12 protein-coding genes are annotated in these 17,404 nt (G+C 42.6%); 2 read left to right on the forward strand and 10 right to left on the reverse strand.

Annotated features, from left to right (window positions below; translation table 11 throughout):
• Window positions 1-51: 51 nt before the first annotated feature.
• The 10 genes from BLT91_RS32285 to BLT91_RS09270 all read right to left on the reverse strand — a co-directional run bounded on the left by BLT91_RS32285 (window position 52) and on the right by BLT91_RS09270 (window position 13,743).
• A complete protein-coding gene (locus BLT91_RS32285; protein WP_217635198.1) occupies window positions 52-216 on the reverse strand; it encodes a hypothetical protein in 165 nt (54 codons plus the stop codon).
• A 342-nt stretch (window positions 217-558) separates the two neighbouring features.
• Window positions 559-1,017 carry a hypothetical protein gene (locus BLT91_RS09230; protein WP_090819967.1) on the reverse strand — a complete coding sequence of 153 codons (459 nt, stop codon included), beginning with the start codon at window positions 1,015-1,017 and terminating at the stop codon, window positions 559-561.
• Window positions 1,018-1,197: 180 nt separating this feature from the next.
• Complete coding sequence (locus BLT91_RS09235; protein WP_090819971.1) at window positions 1,198-1,872, reverse strand: ABC transporter ATP-binding protein; 675 nt, start codon at window positions 1,870-1,872, stop codon at window positions 1,198-1,200.
• Between the two features lie 59 nt (window positions 1,873-1,931).
• Window positions 1,932-2,633, reverse strand: a complete 702-nt coding sequence (gene sigK / locus BLT91_RS09240; RefSeq protein ID WP_090819973.1) for an RNA polymerase sporulation sigma factor SigK — start codon at window positions 2,631-2,633, stop codon at window positions 1,932-1,934.
• Between the two features lie 442 nt (window positions 2,634-3,075).
• On the reverse strand, window positions 3,076-5,835 hold the full coding sequence (locus tag BLT91_RS09245; protein WP_090819976.1) for a glycoside hydrolase family 15 protein: 2,760 nt from the start codon (window positions 5,833-5,835) through the stop codon (window positions 3,076-3,078).
• Window positions 5,836-5,855: 20 nt separating this feature from the next.
• Window positions 5,856-8,762: a glycoside hydrolase family 66 protein gene (locus BLT91_RS09250; protein WP_090819979.1), complete on the reverse strand. Its 2,907-nt coding sequence runs from the start codon at window positions 8,760-8,762 to the stop codon at window positions 5,856-5,858.
• A 96-nt stretch (window positions 8,763-8,858) separates the two neighbouring features.
• Window positions 8,859-10,586 (reverse strand): glycoside hydrolase family 66 protein, encoded by a 1,728-nt coding sequence (locus BLT91_RS09255; protein WP_090819982.1) that lies wholly within the window; start codon window positions 10,584-10,586, stop codon window positions 8,859-8,861.
• Complete coding sequence (locus BLT91_RS09260) at window positions 10,583-11,404, reverse strand: carbohydrate ABC transporter permease (RefSeq protein ID WP_090819984.1); 822 nt, start codon at window positions 11,402-11,404, stop codon at window positions 10,583-10,585. The genes BLT91_RS09255 and BLT91_RS09260 overlap by 4 nt, the downstream gene beginning before the upstream one ends.
• Window positions 11,405-11,422: 18 nt before the next feature.
• Complete coding sequence (locus BLT91_RS09265) at window positions 11,423-12,304, reverse strand: carbohydrate ABC transporter permease (protein ID WP_090819987.1); 882 nt, start codon at window positions 12,302-12,304, stop codon at window positions 11,423-11,425.
• A gap of 101 nt (window positions 12,305-12,405) precedes the next feature.
• A complete protein-coding gene (locus tag BLT91_RS09270) occupies window positions 12,406-13,743 on the reverse strand; it encodes an ABC transporter substrate-binding protein (protein WP_090819990.1) in 1,338 nt (445 codons plus the stop codon).
• Between the two features lie 171 nt (window positions 13,744-13,914).
• Here BLT91_RS09270 and BLT91_RS09275 point away from each other — a divergent pair, with 171 nt between their 5' ends.
• Together BLT91_RS09275 and BLT91_RS09280 are read left to right on the forward strand one after the other, a co-directional pair.
• On the forward strand, window positions 13,915-15,741 hold the full coding sequence (locus tag BLT91_RS09275) for a cache domain-containing sensor histidine kinase (RefSeq protein WP_090819993.1): 1,827 nt from the start codon (window positions 13,915-13,917) through the stop codon (window positions 15,739-15,741).
• Window positions 15,731-17,350, forward strand: a complete 1,620-nt coding sequence (locus tag BLT91_RS09280; RefSeq protein WP_090819996.1) for a response regulator transcription factor — start codon at window positions 15,731-15,733, stop codon at window positions 17,348-17,350. Before BLT91_RS09275 ends, BLT91_RS09280 begins: the two co-directional genes overlap by 11 nt.
• Window positions 17,351-17,404 lie beyond the last annotated feature (54 nt).

The following is a 17,404-nucleotide window of genomic DNA, read 5'->3' on the forward strand; positions in this document are numbered from 1 at the left end:
CGGGTAACAGCCCTTCCTGCAACGTCCCTTGTTTTCCAAGTCCCTTACAGCTTAGCTATCCGTTCTGAACTTAGGTGCTCCCTCTAAGCCTGTGAGATCGATGCCGCCATTGTTCGGCATAGCGTATTTCAGAGCAGAAAGTTTTACTTTACGCCCCTCACCCCATCGTCTGATGGTACACACGTTTCCGTGTGCTCTAACTGTAGACCTGTACATTCGGAAGTTCGTCAGTTCGCTTCAGTGCGAGCATTCTCACCATATCCAGTTTTTTAGCCGCGCGACATATCCGTTGGCATACCTTTTCTATTAGAATGGCTACAGCCTTCGTTCTGTCGAATCTACCTGAACTTCACACTTCATGTTCTGTTAAACATGACGCGTGCAGGAGTATTGGCGGGATGGTTTCAGGATACATGGTTCCGTCATTCCCATCCTCGGTTGTAAAGTTAAAATTACTGCTGTAATCTCCTGCTTTTCACACTGTTTGGTGCTTATAGCAGAACTTGTCGTACTTCTGCGTTAGCTGAATGAATAGGGTTTAATGTAATTCTCATAATGCTAAGAAGATGTATTTCCTTGATCTTTAAAATTTGACCAGTATAGATTTGCTGCTTGTTTTAACTCGTCCATCGCTATTTTGTTTCTATTTTCATCATACAGTTCAATTCCATCGCATTTTAGATATAAAGTTCCACCGCTGGAAGACCTGTAACTTTCTATCAGACAGATGATGTTTAGATACCCACGTTTCACGTCAGCATCATGTATTTCTAAATCATACTGATTAATTAAGTATAAATCCGTTATTGCTTTATCTAAATCCCAATGTTCAAAGAATATATAGTGACAGTTCTTTATTAATCCATATAACTTATTTTCTCCTGGAATTAGCATTTCGACGATATATTTACATTCAATTACAAACGAAATGTCTTGCGTATCTGGTACAGAGGCTAGATCTAATAATGATCCATCATGGAAGATACTAAACAAAGCCGCTTGATCTTCTATATTCATAACTTATCACTCCGATACAGAATAAATCTAATCTCTAACTTCGATGACAGTATTCAACTCTCCTGCCCGTTAGCTGAATGCCGGTAGTACCATTTTCATTGAATAGTACAAACGATTACTTGTAGATAAAAATAAAACCGGATCCCCATAGTTTCCCAAGGAGTCCCAGTCTTATAAATACTAAACGTCTTTATACAAACTACCATCCCGAAAACGAATAATCCGCTTCGCTTGCTGCGCAATCAAATTGTCATGCGTAATCAAAATAATCGTCCGACCTTGTGCATTTAATTTCTTCAAAAGCTCTAAAATCTCATTTCCCGTCTTCGAATCCAACGCTCCCGTAGGCTCATCCGCCAAAATTATTGCTGGATCTCCTGCCAACGTTCGCGCAATAGCATCACGCTGCTGCTGTCCACCAGATAACTCAGAGGGAAAATGCTTCATACGATCCAGTAAATCCACCGATTCTAATGCCTGCAAAACGTATGGTTCTCTTTCCTTTTTCGTCATTCCCCGATAAATTAAAGGTAATTCCACGTTTTCATAAGCACTTAATCTCGGCAGCAAGTTGAAACTTTGAAAAACGAAACCAATCTTCTTATTGCGAATCTCAGCAAGCTGAGAATCCTTAAGTAAGTTAATTGCTTGACCATCAAGGTCATAAACACCTTTATCTGCAACATCCAAACAACCGATGATGTTCATGAGCGTGGATTTGCCAGAACCCGATGGGCTCATTATGGCAACGAACTCGCCATGATCAATATCTAACGAAATGTCATCTAACGCTTTAATGGTTTCCTTGCCCATCGTATAATATTTACTGGCATTTTCGATATGAATTAAAGTCATGATCTTCACCTCCATTACTTGTACATGGTCCAAATAAATGAAGTAATCGATTCAGATCCTTACCTTTTCGCCTTATAAAACTCATGATATAGCTTCATCAGCGCCCGCTTCTCAATCCTTGATACATAGGAGCGACTAATCCCCAGCTCCTTCGCAATCTCCCGCTGCGTCCGCTCTTCCCCACCTAATTCAAGTCCGAACCTACCCACAACAACTTCCTTCTCACGGTCGTCCAAAATCTCCAGATTGCGATAAATTTTACTCTTCTCTATTTTCAGTTGCACCTTATCCACCACATCATCCGCTTCTGTGCCGAGGATGTCGATCAACGTGATTTCATTCCCCTCTTTATCCGTTCCGATGGGATCATGCAAGGACACATCTTTTCGTGTTTTCTTCAGTGAACGTAGATGCATAAGGATTTCGTTCTCAATACAACGAGCCGCGAATGTCGCAAGCTTTGTGCCTTTGTTTGGAGAGAACGACTCGATCGCTTTGATCAGGCCTATGGTCCCGATGGAGATCAAATCCTCGAGATCTTCTCCTGTGTTGTCGAATTTTTTTACTATATGGGCAACTAACCTTAAGTTATGTTCGATCAACATATTTCTAGAATATTCATTGCCTTCTGCCATGAGCCTAAGATGTTTTTCTTCCTCTTCCTCGGTAAGTGGTTGAGGAAACGCGTTATTTTTGACATAGGATACAAGCAAGGTTAACTGTTTAATTAATAAAGCAATTGCACTAAACAATCCAGGCATTCCAGCCACCCCCTTCAGTGTTAGCGGATCATAGATGTTTCGGAAGCCTCCGCTTATAGATTAGTATTAGTGTATGTGGGTGTGTGCCTATAAGTGCATGTACACAATAGTTTCCAGAAATTACTCAGTTATCTTGAGCTACTCCTATTAATACTAAGATTAGAATGTATTCTAAGTCTCTTTGCATTAAACTCAAACATCGCTTTTTCTTGTTCTATCCCCATCAGAAAAAACTTTAGTTTGACATCTACAAGCGATCGAAATAGAAAGTCGTAAACTAGCCTCTGACGATGTTCATAGGCTGAGATTTGTAAGGCCTCTTAGCCAAAAACAGAATTATGCAAAGTGCTCAATTAAGAATCGACTGTGTGATCTTGGTAACTATTTTAGAAAAACGGTCCCTTGCAGAAATTATCTACAAGGGACCGAATCTTTCTTTTATTTACTCTACATTACCATAGAACCAAGCTTCTCCATTTTGCATGACACGATCGTGAACAGCTTCCAAGTTATCTTCTGACCAAGCCAAAGTCGTTGGATTCTGGCGAACGAGCACGATGTTCAGGTTGGAATAGTCCCCAGTTGCAACAGAACCGGTACTGGATAATTCGGATAATGGAATGACCATCTCGATGTTGCCGGTAGCCGGATCCCATTGAGGTGCGATCACGCTGGTAATAAAGTGGTCAAATGACCAAGAACCGCTTACAACTTTGAATTTCGAGAAATTAGCGCTGTCGCTCCAACGGCCGACCATATACTGTGCCGCATGATCGAGCCCACCGCCGTACATGGCGGAGGATGACGAAGCTGCCGCACCGTGTTTATAATCCTCCCCATATACCATGACTCCAAAACGAGGAGCGGTATTGTATGCGGAAAGGACTCCGCTTTTATTTTTAACGCGAATGTAGAGATTGCTAGCATCATTACTGACATAAGCCTTCGTAATTGTCGTATCGCCTGAACCGGATGTACTGGCCTTATTATTTAGATAATAGGGCACATTGCTGTACTGAGACAAGTCGGAAGCTACGCTCGTGGTGACGTTAATGGTTTTATAAGCACCAACGTTATACTGAGGAGCAGTGATGCGAATATCGGCCTTTCCTTCGTAAGCAAGCGCTGTTAGAACAAACCAAGCCGCAGTAACGGGCTCGACCATCGTGCTTGGAAGAGGTTTAAATGTAATTCGAGATACCGCTTCTCCTGCGGACATGTACCCTACTCCCGTTCTGGAGACGATCCATTGCAAGTAACTAAGTGCAGTTGTCAAATTACCTTGGTAGATGTTATATAGAGCCACATAGGCACTCATTTGCGGCCAAGAAGGCTCGTTGCTTAAAGCCTCATTGCCTGCTGGACTGAATGCGGCGGTATAGTAGAAGGTATCGCCAGTGTAACGGGCGATTCCATTGCCGTCGTGCTGAAGCGTCGTTGTAATTTTGTTGATATGACTGCTAATTCTCGAGGAATTGGAGTCAAGCAGACCGTAAACGAACATCGCATCAGATGAGGAATCGACCAGCGTATTCGTCCCGCCGGAGGTAGTTACGGCACGGTTGAAGTAACCGTTTATGGAATTCCACAACCCAGGTGGACTCCAGCTATCATTCTTCTGGATATTCGATCGGATCTTGCCCGATACGCCGTTGTAGCTGTCGGCGAGGCTGCTCAATCCTTCCGCGCGGGACATATACTGGGCCGCATCCAATCCGGCTGCATATAAACCTTGCGTAAATCCATTGTACTCCTGTTGTTCCTCCCAAATGCTGGCATCGGGTTGACCGAAGCCGTAGGGATCGGAACCGATATAGTTAGTAATGAAGTCTGCCGACTTTTTATAAGCGGTCCACATATTGGCAAGAAAAGTAGCGCTGCCTGTTAATTTGTAATGCAAATAAGCGCCGATGAGGAAAATTCCGATCGAATCGTTTTCTGGTTCGACAAAGGACATATAGCTGCTGTCCCATAGGTTGAACGTTGTTTTGAAGCTCCCGTCCGCAGATTGTCGGGCAATTAACCAATTCCAATATTTTTCTGCTTCCGCAGTGAAACCGGCCTGATCCAAAATCATCGCAGTCACAGCCGAATCGCGAATCCAGACCTTATAGCCGTAAGCAATCGGATTGGTCGTCGCCGGCATCGCACCCGATGTCGGATTGATCGAGTTTTTAATCGATATCAATGCGCGTTTATAGGTTTCATTGATACCCGTATCGGAAGAGGTCGTTGTTTTCCCGCTGGCCAACCAATTGGTATACGCGGTTTGAGTTTGCGTAAACCAGTAGGTCGCGGTTTGAGCGCGAGCTGTGTCCACGGTGCTTTGTGCATTAGCAAGCGTATCGCGAACCGTAGCGACGAAAGATAATGAAACCGAACTGTTTGCTGGAATGGTAAATCGGTTTTGGAACGCAACGCTAATATCCGTCGCCACTACATCATTATTGTTTTTGACCGTGCCGTTGTTATCGAACGTATACCACGCTGCAACGTCATTGGAGATTAGATTGGAAACCGCATCGTTGGCTACCTGATGGCCGGTCACCGCCTGAAGCGAGGTCAGCGCAAGATAGTATTGGCCGGATGCGCTCATATCAACAAATAGCGTGTTGCGTGTACTGTCGTAGTACCCATGGTGGGAATTGTTGGCTCCTCCGATCGATTTGTTGTTCTCGTGAATCTGCTCCAACAGGTTATAATCAATGGAGGTTGCGTTATTGTTGGTAAACGTATAAGTGGCTACTGTAAAATTCTGATTCGGTACCATATTATAATCCTTAGTCACCGTCAAGGGCATGTTGGATCCGCTATAATCCAGATATTGGGTTTTTAAAATGCCGTTGTCGTCATAATAAGCCTGAGAATTAAAATTATGGATTTGATTATATTTCACAGCAAGTGTCTCGTCACGGAAATAGCCGGAGTAATCCTTAATCTGGTTGGTGTTGTAATCGTTGCTTACACGCATCTCACCGATTCGGGGCCCGAAGGTGCCTGTGTCGTTCTGAGATAATTTACTAGCCATCCATATATTCATTGCGTTGTTCCAATTGGACATGTAAACACTTGTTGCAGATTGTGTAGACGGCAAAGTGGTTGCGAAGACCGGTTTAACGAAGGCCAGCGGCCCCATCGTCAGTGCTGCAGTTAGAAGCACGGCAAGCCCTATTTTAACCTTAACCCATTTAAATTGCCTCATGAAAAATATCCTCCTTTAGTTTAAGGAATGGAAATCGAATAGTTCGTACCTTGCCAACGATCGATATTCGTTTCAAGAATGCCGTTATTATTATCGTCCCATAAGAATGTGAAATTTACCGTCGTTCCCGATGTGAACGGCCCAATCGAATTCTCGTAATTGTGCAATGTATCGCTTGAACCGTTATTTAACATCATCGTATCCGTCACATTTTGCCAATTGTTAATACCTGAGTGAATCCAACCTTGTTCTCCTGTTCTGAAGGTGATTCGATATCCCGCAGGTACAGAGATAATGGCACGATCAAACTGCCAGATATAGGTTTTATCCAAATTAAGGCGATCCAAATTAATCGCACCTGTATTGCTGGCGGAATACCATAGCACAATGCTGTGGATCCCCGGTTTGAGATGTGCGGTTAGTTCGCCGTCATTCCATGTATCCCAGTTTGCGGTGCCTTTAAAGCGTACGGTGCCTGCATAAGCGCCATCAACAAATACATCTCGCGTAGCATCCGTCCCGCCATTGCTATAATGGAACCGCAATGAATAATCATCATTTGTCGCCGCATTTACAATGAAGGATACTCCTTCATTCGCTGCAACGAACCCGTCTACAAAACCGGTGCCCGTATATCCCGTATGATTGGTATTGGTTGTCACGCTAGTCTTAATAGCCGTCTCCGCTTCGTAAACGTTATTGGTCGGTGTGGTGAAGGTGCGGCTCAAGTAAATCATATCCCAATACTGTAATGAAGGTAAGGTAAAGGAAATATACTTGCCGTTGCTGTCCGTTCCCGTGGTGAAAGCAAGCTGCTGCGAGCTTCCGTTGCTAATGTCGGGGGAAGCAAGATTCACGCTCGAAATACTCTCGTCATTGCCCACATACACTTTTGTAATGAGATTGTTCATAGTGACAGGCGTATTTGCCGTATTTCTCCAAGTTGTATCATTGTTCTTTAAATTAATGAGGTGCACGATGTCATAGCTGCCGTTCCGTTTGATTTGCTGCCAGATTGTGTTGGCCGCTGCATTACCGCTTAGCGTCTGGCCAGTAATGGAGACGAACTGCGTGCCGGCGTCATTATCGATCACGTCAGGATCAAACAAAAGATTTTCGTAAGCAGTAATGAAGTTGTAATGATCCTTCATTCCCTCCCGCAGACTTGTTCTCATTTGTTTCCCTTCGTTTGGAAAATATGGGTGCCCGAGCATTTGATCCCCTTCGCCCATTTCAATGTGAAAAGAGCCGCTCGCAGCAATCGCCGCGTTAGCTAACCGTACGGAAGGTTCATTGAATGTTCCGAGCGTCAAGCTATCTAAATTAATAAAGCCTGCATCCGTTGCATTCATTTGAATTTTTACAGTGTGGTTTCCTGCTGTCAGTTGGACGACATCATAGGCGTCAAATGACCATGTATCCCAATTTGCTTGGTTCTGAAATGAAATTTGCTTATCCAAAACCCCGTCCACATAAATACTTCTAGTACCCGTTGCCCCTGTAGCATTCGCGTATTGAAACGCTAATGCATATTTCCCTGTTTCTGGGGCGTTGATATTAAACTGGACATAATTACCTGTGGTTCCGAAATTATCGACGAAACCCGTACCCGTATATCCCGTATGATTATTGTTCACCGTAACCCCATTTAGGGAAGCGGATTCAGCTTCGTATCTTGTACCCAAATTTTCCTGATAATTCATATAAGCGGCCAACACCATTGCTTTGCCACCATCATTGCTTCGAGCTTTGTTAATAAAGTTTTTCAAATCGATATAATTAGGTGAATTTTCCCATATTTCACTGTAATCAAAGCTAGTTTGGGCGTTCGTCGTGACATCATTCGCTGCCCAACCAGTGACGCCGCCATTCACAATATTAAAAGCAATTGCTTTGTTGCTAAAGCCAGTGCTGTTCAGATTACTCCGCAGATTGTTAATAAAACCTGAAAAGCTGTGTTCCAGATCCACAATGCCCCCGTTATAGTCGTGCATGTTATCACGCTGACCCATCTGGTCGAGATGAATCCCATCAAAGCCAGCCGTTGATAAAATATCGCGATACTGCCCATAGATGTAATTTTGCCAGCTCGTATTCGCTGGATTAAACAGCCATAGGTTCGTATTCGGGTCATTATCTCCAAAATCGAACACAGCTTGACTCGCATGGAGTGTATCATTATACATTCCCCACGTCGGACTTACACCGGAAATCGATTGATAATTTTGCAATGCAGCGTAAGTCATAGTATAAGGCATGGCCGCAGCATTGTAGTTGTGTACGGAAGAAATCAAATTTTGGATGGTCGGCCAAGAATCGGTGATTTTGCCGTTCCAATTCGTCCAAGAGCTGTTGATCGTGCCTCCTGTCCGTTCGATCATATTTTCATGCCGCCACATCCAATCATAAAGCTGAAAAGCATTCGTATGGTAATCCTGCATGGTTTGCTTGATTCTGGCATCCGAGGTAGAGGAGGACTCGCCAACAGGATATTCCGTAAGAAACCCGTATCTTGGATATTTGGTCCAAGTACTTGATACGTCAATGGCAGTCGCCCCTGTGGAAGTCCCTGCTGTAACATTAACAAAATACCCTTGGTAGTCCGTTGCCGGCGTTGTCCAAGGAAACGTGACAGTTGTCGAGGCTCCTGTAGCTAGAACTACGGCTTGCGAAGTTAAATAGGTTTGCGTTTCTAGATGAGAAATCGTCAAAGTCACATTTCCATTGAATGCTGCACCCGAATCGTTTGTCATTTCAACACTAATGGTCGCCGCGCTGCTGGGGTTGTACTTCGCCTTATCCGTATAAACCCGCTTGATGATTCCGGTTGCCGCCGCTTTTGACGTCGTTGGGTGAAAGACTAGTAGGCAAATCACAAACGAAAGAAAAAGCAAACTTGTTTTTTGCAACCTACTTTTCAACATCATAACTACTCCTCCTATTTTCTGGTTTTGTGAGGCCTCCCACGACTACCTCGCTTTCGCTCCCGAATACTAGAAAGCATTCACCCCCTTCAAGTCTTCTTAGAGCTCTAACTCGACTACTAACAAATCCCAAAAATACAGATCAGGTATAACGACCTTTAGTATCTGACCCTTTGACCCTTCCGTTGTTACCGTAAAATTTAAATTGCGGTGTCGTCCCATATCTATATCGGGCGAAGCCATAAACACCGACTTTACTTTCCGATCCAAAAGGATGTTCACTTGCAGATCATGCTGTTCTGACGGGCGATTCTTTCCTTCGTTCCATAAATCGTCCTCATTGTTTGTCAAATTGATAAAGCTGATGGTTTTATACTGTGCGTTCTCTCTGATAAGGGTCCACACTTTGCTCGCTTCACCGTAGGCGCTCCACGAAAAATTTCCAAACACATATTCGATATTGTCCCAGCCTGTATGGGTCATCGACACATCCTCGAGTGAATCATCGAACAATAGATTGGCGTAGCGAACAATAAAATCGTAATAATTTCTGATTTCCCGTACAAAATTGGCATCTTCTAATGTGGTGTAATCCACATAATAACCTTGTGTCAATACCGCTTGGTTTTCCCCGTGTAATAGATGATAACCACCGTTTGCAGAAATCACGGCTGTAAGCAGCAATGCCGAGAAATTCGCGCGGTCTATTGCCGATGGCTGCTCTCGAAAAGGTTTCAGATAAGCTGCCAGAATGACTGGCTTCCCTTCGCTATGAAACTTGGCCATGCGAATGATCTGCTGAATGTGATGATACCGCTCATACGGGTGCCAGACCTCGATATACATAGCGTCCTGCGCTGCAAGCGCTACTGTATCGACAGGCCAGTTTCCCACATTATTGAAAATAAGACAAACATCTTCCTTATCCTTTTCAAGCTCACTCCGGGTGGAATTGATTAAGAATGGAAATTGATCCTTTAACTTCTCGATTCGTGACACACCATGCAATCTAGAAAAAGCTGTTTTCGGAGCTCCGTAGGTATCCATATGAATCCCATCAAACCCGACCTCTTCGAGCGCTTTTTTGTACTGGGAAATAATATGCTTAGGCCAAGGCGATTCGTCAGAAATATTCATGATAAAAAATAGGCCAATGAGATCAAGAACCTTCCCATTACTGTCATACAAAGCCCAATCCGGATGCTGCTCGAAAAACGGTTGACTAGCCGCATAGACTGCGCCGTACGCAATTGCTTTCATGCCTAAAGCGTGGCACAGAGCCACCTTCTCTTTCACTACGGACAAGCTTAATTCGCGCCCCATTAAGTCTGTGAATTCGCTCCGAGGCGGAACGAGCTCGTCATGTCGATACATCCAATCGTAAAATTGCACGAGGTTGATATGAAGCTTATTCAAATAATTCACATCATCTGTAGTTCCTAATTCGGCTGGAGCAAAATCGCTCAAAAACCCATACCTTGGTGATTTTCGCCAATTGGAAACCACATCGAAAGAAGTAGAAAACACATGGAGCTGCGTGTTGGAATCAATAGGATAGAGTGCTGCATCCGCTCCGAATCCTTTGAAATCCTCATCCTTTGATTGAATCGCGACGTCTAGAATCGATAACCCCGCAGGGACATTCAAGATTTCTTGGATATAATCTTCTATAAATTGGTCTACATAGTAAATTCGCACTTCCAATCGAAAAGTAACCGGAATTTCAGAACAATTCTCTATTTCAACCCGAAGCTCGATCCGTTCGTTCTTCAGAAATTGAGCTTTCTTTGGGTATAGGTCCTTTATACATAGATTCATCTTCTTCATCCTTTCACGGCCCCCGCAGTTATTCCCTTAATGAAATATTTTTGAAAGATAAGAAAGGCAATCACCGCCGGAGCCAACCCGATTACCGCAGCTGCCGCCATCAAATTCCATTGGGCTCCATAGGTTTGAAAAAACAATCCCACAGCAAGCGGTACTGTGTACAACGCTTTATTTTGCAGAAAAAAAACAGCTTGCCCATAATTGTTCCAAATTCCAAGTCCTGACAAAATAACAACCGCAGCGGTAACAGGTCGTAAAAAGTGAAAAGTTACACGCCAAAAAGCTGTAAAATAGGTACAACCATCGATAATCGCCGATTCCTCCACTTCACGTGGCAGCATCTTAATAAAGCTCGTATAAAGAAACACTGAAAATGGTAAAGCGTTTGTTGCAGTTAGCAGAATCATCGCCCAATGCGTGTTGATCCCTCCAATGGATTTCATTAACGAGTACAGAGGAACGGTAATAATAATGGCTGGTATCATCAAACAAATAAGCAGCGTATGAAAGACAGCGGTATTGAACTTATTGTTAAATCGAGCAATAGAATAACCAGCTGAACTAGAGAGTGTCACAACTAAGGCAATGGCGCCTCCTGTAATAATCAGCGAATTCACAATTGCCAAACCGAGCTTAGATACTTTCCAGGCTTGCACATAATTATCAAAATGAAAATCGGGTAGCAATATGGAAGGGTCATACATCCCCCGTGTTGGCGTATTCAGCGATAAATAGAGCAATACATAGAAGGGAAACAAAGATAGAAGAGCGATGAAAATGACAACAACATATTTCAAAACGCTTTGGGCTATTTTCATATCGCGCCTCCTTGACTTTTAGAGTTCAAATTCTTTATGTCTTACTAATCTTAAAAAGACGACCACAGGTACAATGATCAAAAGAAAAAGGATGAGCGCTACCGCTGTTGAATAGCCTGTAAAGCTGCCATACAGCTTCCGTAAAATAAAAATGCTTAGCGACTCTGTACTAAATCCTGGTCCTCCATCCGTAAGCGCAACAATAATTTCGAAAACGGATAATGATCCGATAATATTCGTAACGACATTGATTTTAATCGAAGGGTACAGCATCGGAATGGTTACATACCAGAGCTTGGAGAAGTAGCCGGCGCCATCTATTTTGCTAGCTTCATATAATTCCTCCGGAATCGATTGGAGACCTGCCAAGTAAATAATCATTGTCATGCCTACAAACTGCCAAACATTCACGAAAATTAATACTTTAAGCGCTGCAGAGTTATCGCCTAGCCAATTGATACTCCACATACCGGGATGAAAATGATCTAACAAACGGAAGAGATAGCCTCGACCCGGCTGAAGGATAAAATACCATACATAGCCCATTATTAAAGGGCTAATAACCGCCGGTAAATAAACGATCGCCCGCACAACCGCTTTCCCCTTGAAATTACGATCCAGTAAGAGCGCATAGAGAAAGCCAAATAGGTTCAAAAGCGGAGCGCTGCCGAGCGCGAATAACACAGTGGTCATGACATCGTGCATAGCTCGATCATCATGAAAGAAATCCACAAAGTTTTGCAAGCCTGTAAAAGAAGGCTGCGTGACGCCATTCGAATCGGTTAAGCTGATGCCAATGCCTTGCGTCAATGGATAAATAAAAAACAAAGCAAATAATAAAATGGCCGGAACCGCCATAACTTTATGCAAATTTAGGTTGAAATATCTGATCATTCTCATTGCCATTTCACCTCTTCGATTCCCATATATGATGAAAAAGAAGGAAGCCTTTCGCAGTGTAGTACGAAGTTGACTTCCTCATTTTTCAAACAACAGCCGTATTACTTCTTGTTAGTTGCATTCCATGCTTTATCCCAAGTCTCTTTATAGGCTTTAGCAAAATCAAGGGTTGTTTTGTATTTTCCGACAAGCAAGTCCTGCACCATTCGGCCTGCATCGTCACCGGAGAATCCTGCAGGCGTATCTGTAAACGAAATGTTTACTCCTGTTTGTAGCGCTGCAGCGGCTTGATCCTTAAGAGGTCCCCAATCTGCAGTTACATCTTTGAACGCAGATGGCGATTTCAAAAACTCGCTGTACTGTTTCATGTTCTCTGGCTGAAAGAGGAAGTTCAAAAATTTCTTCGCTTCTTCCTTATGTTTAGAGCTCGTTGTGATAAGATAAGCTGAATCCTCAGCTGATAGGGTGACGGGCTTCGTTCCATCGGCAATTGCAGGGAACGGACTGAATCCGATGGTATCCTTCAAATCTGGATTCATTTTCAATAAATCACCTAGCACCCACATCCCTTGGCTGATAACGCCAACCTTACCCGCTGCGAAATCTTCCTTTTGGTTGTCGTACGTGGCAGTTAAAGTATCTTTGTTGATCAACCCATCTTTTTTGAGCTCAAGCAATCTGGCTGCAAAGGTATCGATACTTCCTCCCGGTGCATCAAATGCAAGCTTATCCGACTCATTGTTAATAAAGGCTTGCCTGGAAGGATTCACGCCATATTTCTGTTTAATAACGCCATGCGCCAAAAACTCAATGAGATGGCCTAAGGTCCAATTCTCTTTACCAGCGATGAACATCGGCGTAACGCCTGGTTTCTTATCTTTAATCGTTTGCAAATTGGCTTTGAAGTCATTCCATGTCAAGGCTTCCTTTAAACCGAGATCCGTAAATATTTTCTTATTATAAAATATGCCTGCCATCGTCACGTTCGTCGCTACCCGGAACTGTTTGCCCGTTTTAATATCCGTAGTTAAATCTTTAATTGCAGGCAGTATTCTAGACCAGTAAGGCTCCGTTGATAAATCCAGATATTTCACTTGATCGATATATTCCTGCGAAAATACAGTTGTAATATCCGGCACATCACCAGAAGCAAACTTCACCTTCATCACATTCGCGGCATCCTTCTGATACTCTTGCTCTACCACTATGCCTGGATTTTGCTTATTGAACTTATCAATCAGTTGATTCATTAGATCTACCGTTTCTACTTTTCCAGTGAAGAATTTCAACTTCACTACTTCAATAGGCGCGGATGAAGCCGTAGGAGCAGTTGTCGTACCTACAGGAGAGGAAGCAGGGCTTACCTCCTTTTGGGCACAAGCGGCTAAGATTGAGAGCAGCATAGCCATACAAATCATTAATGATAAATTTCTTTTCATTTTTCGAATCCTCCCTTTTAATGACAAACTTTATTCACACTCTCATCATACTTCCAGATCCACTAGATAAGAAACACCGTTTTTCACTTATTGAGGTACGATTTCTTACGAATGATTGCTAGAGACCCCTCACTAGCGATAAACTGAAACTATAAGGAAGGTGATAAGAAAATGACGGGCTATAAAAACTATCGGGAATGGAACATACAAACAAAACTATTGGTTTTGTCTGCGTTATTCACCGTAGGCTCCGTGTTTCTCGTATCGTTTCTTTCTTACCAGAAATATACACAAAATTTTGAAGTCCAATCCTCGGATAAGGTACAACAAATTGTCGATCAAGTTTCCTATAACATCAATACATATATGGATGATCTCTTCCGGTTGTCCCTAACCCCTTACCGAAATGATAGCCTCATGATGACGCTCGAAGAAAACGTGGAGCCTACGGAGAGTAACGAGTTGGATAAACGAAGACTAGCGGAAGGTTTTTTGGATGAAATCATGATTTATCCGCGAAATGATATCATTCGCGTATTAATATTAACGGATCAAGTTTACTCCAGCGGCAGATATTTCATGAGTATCGATACCACTACCGACTTCCATAATTTTAATTGGTTTAAAGAAGCCATGACCACGCAAAATCCGATTGTCGTTCCGACTCATATGGAAGAGCTTGTAAATAATAAAGGCCCTCGGGTATTTTCCATCGTTCGACAGTTTCGCAGTACACGCAATACGGAAAAGATACTTGGTGTAATAAAAGTGGATGCCAATTATAAAGGAGTCGAAGATATAGCGAGCAAAGTGAATATGGGTAAAGAAGGCGGGCTCTTCATTATGGATCAAAACAAAAATTTGATTTATTCGAGCCTTACGAATCTAAACCTCACAGAGATCTTCGAGAAAATAACAGGTGATCAGCTATCCGGTCGGAAGATCCATATGAATAACAGCGAATATCTTGTGAATTCTTCTTTTTTGACGAGTTCTGGCTGGACCATCATCGCCATAAATTCAACCAGCGAGCTGAACCAAAAAGCTGTACAAACACGAAATACAGCCTTCTTATTTGCTCTTCTTTGCTCCCTTTTTGCCATTGTTATCCTATCTTTCTTCAGTAATTGGTTTATGAAACCCTTGTTAAATATCGTAAAGCTCATGAAGCAGGTGGAACAAGGAAAATTGACCGTCCGCTTTGCCGACCAACGTAAGGATGAAATCGGCTATCTTGGCTCCTCGTTTAACGGCCTCGTTTCGAAAATTGACACGATGCTCGTAGAAAATACAAGGCTCGTTAAGGAAATATATGAGACGAAGCTTCTAGAGCAGGAAGCTCAAATCAATGCGCTTTTCAATCAAATTCGTCCGCACTTTATATTCAATACCTTAAATATGATTTCCATGTCCATGCAAGTAGGTAAGCAAGACAAAGCGATCGACCATATCCATAAGCTAAGTTTGATTTTAAGAAATATGACCACTTGGGATAAGGACATTCCCTTGCATCGCGAGATTGAGCTGCTCCATGCCTATCTCAGCATTCAAAGCAGTCGATATGAAGGCAGGCTCAACTATCAAATTATCATTCCCCCTCACTTCTATACCTCCTATATCCCGGCTTTGCTGCTCCAGCCAATTGTGGAAAATGCAGTCATCTACGGTTGCGAAACCAAGCGGGAAGAAACGATGATTCGCATCTTCACAGAAGAAGAAGAGAATCGTTTGCTCATTTATGTGGAAGATAGCGGTACTGGTATGGGTAGCGAGAGGTTGTACCAACTACAAACCAAAATACTGGAACATTCAATCAACGGAGAAGACCCCCTCGAGGGTGGCGGTACGGGAATCGGCCTGATCAACGTGAACAAGAGAATCAAGCTCAAATATGGCCTTGCCTACGGATTAGAGATTAAGAGCATGCTTGGACAAGGAACGACCGTGAAGATTATTTTGCCTAAAGATCTAAAGAAAGCGGGTTCAAATGATGTATAACTTAATGATTATTGATGATGAGCCGCTGACAAGAGAATATTTAAAAATCCAAATTCCCTTACTAAATGAAAAATTCCATGTCTCGGCGGAAGCCATGGACGGAAGCGAGGCGTGGGATATTTTGCAAAAGCAGAAGGTCGATCTTGTAATTACGGACATTAAAATGCCGATTATGGATGGGCTAGAGCTATCAAGAAACATTTCACAACATTTCCCACGGCAAAAAATTATTATTTTATCCGGCTATGACGAATTCGCCCTAGCCAAAGAAGCGATGCACTATGGCGTGTACGACTTTTTACTGAAACCGATTGTGTTAGAAGAATTAGCGAAGGCGCTTAACAAAATCTCCATAGAGCTCGAAAGAGAGGCAAGCGAGAATTTGGCCTACCATACATTGAGCAACGTTTCAAAGGATATGAAAACGCAGGTGGTCAAAAATTTTTTAAAGGCTGCCGTATCGGATGGGAATGTGGAGATCAAAGCTCTTTACCCTCTCATTTATCGCTTGAATGTCAGCTTACTTGAAGCCGAAGCCATTGTTATGATGATGGATTTAGACACGGATACCATTTTCGAAAAGTCCGTTCCGGCAAGAGATATACCGATTTTCAAGTTTATTCTTCATCAAGTTGCCACGGAAATTACAGAAGAAGAAAGCTGGGGCACGGTGTTCTTCGATGAACATCAGCATACAATCGTGTTCGTCCCTGGCGAGAATGAAGATGAAATTGTTCAGAAATGTAAAATGATCCATGAGAAAGCTTCCTTCTTTATTCAACAAATTACAGGAATTACGGTTACGAGTGCGATCGGCTCCATCGAGGATGATGTCTTTCAGCTTAACTCTTCCTATCACAAAGCAAGAAGAATTATGCAATGCCGGTTATTTTCCAGAGGCAACCACTTCTTCGCTTATAATGAAAGTCAGCATGAGCTTAAACTGATTCATGAATTAGAGCAATCCACCGCTTCCATTCTATCCGAATTACTTAACAATAATGAAGTCGCTTATGCCATGGCTATAAAACGCGTGGTCGAGTTCATAGACCATTTAACCGTATCTAACGTATTTAAATTAGGTATTTATTTAATCGAAAGTATTTCACAGCTCAGACGGGAAAAATCAACCGATCTTATAGAGTATGCATTGAATCATCTCAAAACCAATATTCAAGCTCATTCAGATCCGCTTTCCAAAAATGAAACCATCTCTTTATATATGGGGCTAGTTAACTTCTTTTCCATGCATAATTCACCCAATCAAGATCAGCTAAATGAACATGATATAGTATTTAAAATGAAGGAATATATTTATGCCCATTATTCTGAACCCCTTAGCCTTGCGGATATCGCGGAATATATTGGGGTTTCATCCAATTATTTAAGTAACGTGTTTCATAAAAGAGTGAATGAATCCTACATTAAATTCCTTACACGTGTTAGAATGGAACAGGCAGCGAAGCTGCTCTGCGCGATTCCATCGGAAAAAATATATGATATATCGGAAAAGGTTGGTTATCTCAGCGTGAAGCATTTTTCCTATGTATTTAAAAAATATTTCGGCATGCCGCCTAGTGATTATCAAGAAATGAATATAATCAAATGAATAAAAAACAACCCCGAAAAAACATTACCCTACTTTAAATATTTATACTGATTA

Source organism: Paenibacillus sp. yr247 (assembly GCF_900103825.1).
GTDB lineage: Bacteria > Bacillota > Bacilli > Paenibacillales > NBRC-103111 > Paenibacillus_E.

Excerpts from the sequence above, each read along its gene's own strand:
- BLT91_RS09275 (WP_090819993.1), top strand. The coding sequence starts at position 13,915 with ATGACGGGCTATAAAAACTATCGGGAATGGAACATACAAACAAAACTA.
- BLT91_RS09255 (WP_090819982.1), bottom strand. The coding sequence starts at position 10,586 with ATGAAGAAGATGAATCTATGTATAAAGGACCTATACCCAAAGAAAGCT.
- BLT91_RS09230 (WP_090819967.1), bottom strand. The coding sequence starts at position 1,017 with ATGAATATAGAAGATCAAGCGGCTTTGTTTAGTATCTTCCATGATGGA.
- BLT91_RS32285 (WP_217635198.1), bottom strand. The coding sequence starts at position 216 with ATGTACAGGTCTACAGTTAGAGCACACGGAAACGTGTGTACCATCAGA.
- BLT91_RS09265 (WP_090819987.1), bottom strand. The coding sequence starts at position 12,304 with ATGAGAATGATCAGATATTTCAACCTAAATTTGCATAAAGTTATGGCG.
- sigK (WP_090819973.1), bottom strand. The coding sequence starts at position 2,633 with ATGCCTGGATTGTTTAGTGCAATTGCTTTATTAATTAAACAGTTAACC.
- BLT91_RS09270 (WP_090819990.1), bottom strand. The coding sequence starts at position 13,743 with ATGAAAAGAAATTTATCATTAATGATTTGTATGGCTATGCTGCTCTCA.
- BLT91_RS09250 (WP_090819979.1), bottom strand. The coding sequence starts at position 8,762 with ATGATGTTGAAAAGTAGGTTGCAAAAAACAAGTTTGCTTTTTCTTTCG.
- BLT91_RS09235 (WP_090819971.1), bottom strand. The coding sequence starts at position 1,872 with ATGACTTTAATTCATATCGAAAATGCCAGTAAATATTATACGATGGGC.
- BLT91_RS09280 (WP_090819996.1), top strand. The coding sequence starts at position 15,731 with ATGATGTATAACTTAATGATTATTGATGATGAGCCGCTGACAAGAGAA.
- BLT91_RS09260 (WP_090819984.1), bottom strand. The coding sequence starts at position 11,404 with ATGAAAATAGCCCAAAGCGTTTTGAAATATGTTGTTGTCATTTTCATC.
- BLT91_RS09245 (WP_090819976.1), bottom strand. The coding sequence starts at position 5,835 with ATGAGGCAATTTAAATGGGTTAAGGTTAAAATAGGGCTTGCCGTGCTT.